This is a genomic window from Sporichthya sp. (assembly GCF_013815995.1).
Taxonomy (GTDB): Bacteria; Actinomycetota; Actinomycetes; order Sporichthyales; family Sporichthyaceae; genus Sporichthya.
Genome location: NZ_JACDFE010000339.1, coordinates 1 through 3,247, shown reverse-complemented (window position 1 = coordinate 3,247; position 3,247 = coordinate 1). Strand labels below are relative to the sequence as shown.

The window sequence follows — 3,247 nt, the reverse complement described above, 5'->3', positions numbered from 1 at the left end:
ACGTCACGCAGGACCCAGAGCATGCGGACGTTGTTCTCGATGTCGACGCTGACCTTCTTGCCGTTCAGGATGAACGAGTGCTTAGGCATAACAGTCTCCTCTCTGAGTAGTCAGGTCAGCGCGCGAAGCGACGGCCATTGATGGGCGACTGCGGGATCGGTGGGACCCGGGACTTCACGACGTAGCCGAGCGGGTCGCGGAAGTTGACCGGGTTCTCCGTGGGGAGAGTGCCCTTGGCGCGGCCCCAGGCGATGGCCGCCGCGGCCTGGCTGACGGCGACACCGGTCTCGCCGGCGCCACCACCGATCTCACGGTTGTCCGGCATGACGAAGCACTCGAAGAGGAACGGGACGTTCCACTGCCGGGTGTACCGGTAGTTGTCCCACGAGCCCTCCTGGGGAAGGCCGTCCACGATGTGGTTACTGGCGCTGAGGGCCTGGGCGATGCCGTCCATGCAGCCACCCATGAGGTTGGCCTGAACGTTGCGCGGGTTGATCGCCTTGCCGATGTCGATCGCCATGATCGCCTTGGTGATACGCGGACCGGTGTAGGCCTCGCGGATCTTCCGGTTGGTCATGGCGGGACGGGCGTCGATCTCCATGAGGCAGGCGACCTTGGACTGGTACTCCGAGTGCAGAGCGATCGACTGCGCGGTGCCCTCGGGCATCGTGCGGCCCCAGTTGCCGGCCTCGGCGACCTTGTCGAGCACCGCGCGCCAGCCGTCGTCCTTGGCGAAGGCCCGACGGAACTCGTAGTCGTCCATGCCCATGGAGTCGGCCAGGCGGGAAGCGTGGAGCTCGCTGGCCGTACCGGTGTCGGGCGAGTACACGTTGCGGACCGCGGAGGTCGGCAGCGTGTCGTAGGCGAAGATCTCGTTCAGGTACACAGCGGTGGCACCGAAGTTGTACGGAATGCCGGTGACCAGCTGGTAGAAGCCCATGGACACCGAGAGGTTGCCCAGCTCCTTGTTACCGGAGAAGCCCAGGCGCGGGTCCTGCGCGGTCGCGGAGCCGGAGATGATCTCGCCGAGGCCGTGGGTCCAGTCGCAGGCCGAGGATGCGCTGGTCATGGTGAAGCTGGTGATGCTGTTGCCCTGCTTGGTGGCGCGGACGCGGTTGACCATCATCGGGTGCATGCGGCCGTGGCGCGCGTCGTCGGTGCGGTGCCACATCAGGCGCACCGGCTTGCCGAACAGCTTCGAAGCCTCGACGGCCTCGTAGGACGCGTCCTGGAACAGCTTGCGACCGAACGAGCCACCACCGGGCGGGCAGTGGACCGTGACCTTGTCCTCGGGGATGTCCAGCAGCAGGGCGATGCGCTGCAGCGTGATGATGGGCATGTTGTTCGAGCCCCACACCTCGGCGCTGTCGCCACGCACGTCGGCGATGGAGTTGTTGGTCTCCATCGGCGAACCACTGCGGTAGTGGAAGACGTAGTCCTCTTCGATGACCTCGTCGGCGGGAGATGCCGGCGCGATCGGGAGCAGGACGGACGTGACCTTCTCGGTCAGGCTGTCGCTGTTCTCCTCGTCGATGGTGCCGGCACCCCAGGAGACGCGCAGGGCGCGGATGGCGTCGACACACTGGCCGAAGGTGCGCGCACGCACGGCGACACCCGTCGAGATCGCGCCGACGTCGGTGACACCCGGCATCGCCTTGACCTGCTCGAGGTTCTCGACCGACTGCACGGTGCCGTGGATTGTCGGCGGACGGCAGATCATCGTCGGAAGCGCGTTCGGGACCGCGAGGTCCATCGTGAACTGCTTCTTGCCGGTGACCATGTCGTGCGCGTCCATGCGGCCGATGCTCTGGCCGACGTACTTGCCGGGCTTGCTCTTGAGCTTGACGTCGAGCGGCCGGGTGACCTTCGAGGCGGCCAGCTCGGTCAGCGAGCCGTAGGTCGCCATCTGCCCGTCCGGGCCGAAGACGGCGCCGTCGCGGGTCGTGACCGCGGAAACCGGAACGTTCCACTTCTCGGCCGCCGCGGTGGCCAGAGCGGTACGCGCGGTTGCGGCGGCCATCTTGACCGGCTGCCACAGCGAGAAGTGCGAGGTGGAACCACCGGTGAGCTGGTTGTAGACGAGCTCGGGGCGCGCGTCGGCGTTGAAGGTGTGGACGTCCTCAATCGGCATGTCCAGCTCGTCCGCGATGATCTGCGCGAACGAGGTGAGGATGCCTTGGCCGGAGTCCTGACGGGGAACACCGAAGCTGGCCTTGCCGTCGGGCGAGATCTCGACGGCGAGCAGGTGGTTCGTCGGAAGGCACGAGTCCCGGTACAGGTCCAGGAAGTCGTACTCGTCCGAGAAGGTCGCGTTACTCGGAATCGGAGTTGCGCCGGCGGCGTAGGCAGCACTGGGGGCGGCGGACTCCCAGGCGAGGTCGGCCGTGGCGGCCAGCGTGGTGCCGGCGAGGACGTACCCGACGAACTGACGACGGCTGGTGCCGGTCGGCTGCTCGACGGTCGATTCCGCAACAGCGGCGGAATCGGGGTTGGGCGTGGGTGACATGAAAGCGTTCCCTTCACGCCGGCTCGGGGAGAGACCGGCATCAGGCTCGTCGCGGTGCACGGGGAGGGTCTCTCCGCCGGGCGACGAGGTGGACAGGAGACGTGCAACCCTCCGGGCGAAGGGCTTGGAGAGTTCCGGTCCGGACTTACTGGGGGGGCTGCGCGTGGACACGGAACGGTGGAGTGAACTCCAACCACGACGTTTTCTCAGGAAGTGACGCACTTCAAGTCCGGACATTCCCGATATCGCTGAACGGTAGTTATCAGCGACGAACGGGGACTTCGTCACACACATTCTGGTGTATTGCCAGCACACAAATAGGTACGAGAGTCTCACTTGTAAGTAGCACTCAGCCCATTTGTGAGTACGGCCGCGTGCGCCCCGCTCAGCGGACGTTCCTGCAGGTCAGAGCCTCGGCAAATTCACAAGCTTTCTGACCCATCCAGCAAGACACCTGCTGCGAAGTCCGGAATAGCGATAATCCTTTGACCTCTGTGCCAGTGCGAACGCTACGCCGCTGACTTTCGCGGGGGCAATAGCAACTGGGCTCGGTTCAAAGCTCTTTGTGCTATGGACGCGGCCGCTTATTACGTGCGCGCGTGGCGTCCCTCGCCGGGTCGCCCCCGTCACCAGGGCCAGCGGCAAGATGACCGCCGTCGGGTTCCGCTACGCCTGCGACAAGAAACTGCGCAACGCCCTGATCGACTTCGCCGACGACTCCCGCCACGCCAGCCCCTGGGC

Annotated in this window: 1 protein-coding gene and 2 pseudogenes; 1 reads left to right on the top strand and 2 read right to left on the bottom strand. The window is 65.7% G+C overall.

Annotated features, from left to right (window positions below):
• Positions 1–89: pseudogene (locus H0X00_RS24050) on the bottom strand ((2Fe-2S)-binding protein); the annotation flags it as partial.
• Between the two features lie 26 nt (positions 90–115).
• Positions 116–2,506, bottom strand: a complete 2,391-nt coding sequence (locus H0X00_RS22895) for a molybdopterin cofactor-binding domain-containing protein (RefSeq protein WP_293775099.1) — start codon at positions 2,504–2,506, stop codon at positions 116–118.
• Between the two features lie 616 nt (positions 2,507–3,122).
• Between H0X00_RS22895 and H0X00_RS24045 the strand changes: the two are divergent.
• Positions 3,123–3,247, top strand: a pseudogene (locus H0X00_RS24045) (IS110 family transposase); the annotation flags it as partial.

Coding starts and splice junctions, on each gene's coding strand:
- H0X00_RS22895 (WP_293775099.1), bottom strand. CDS start 2,506: ATGTCACCCACGCCCAACCCCGATTCCGCCGCTGTTGCGGAATCGACC.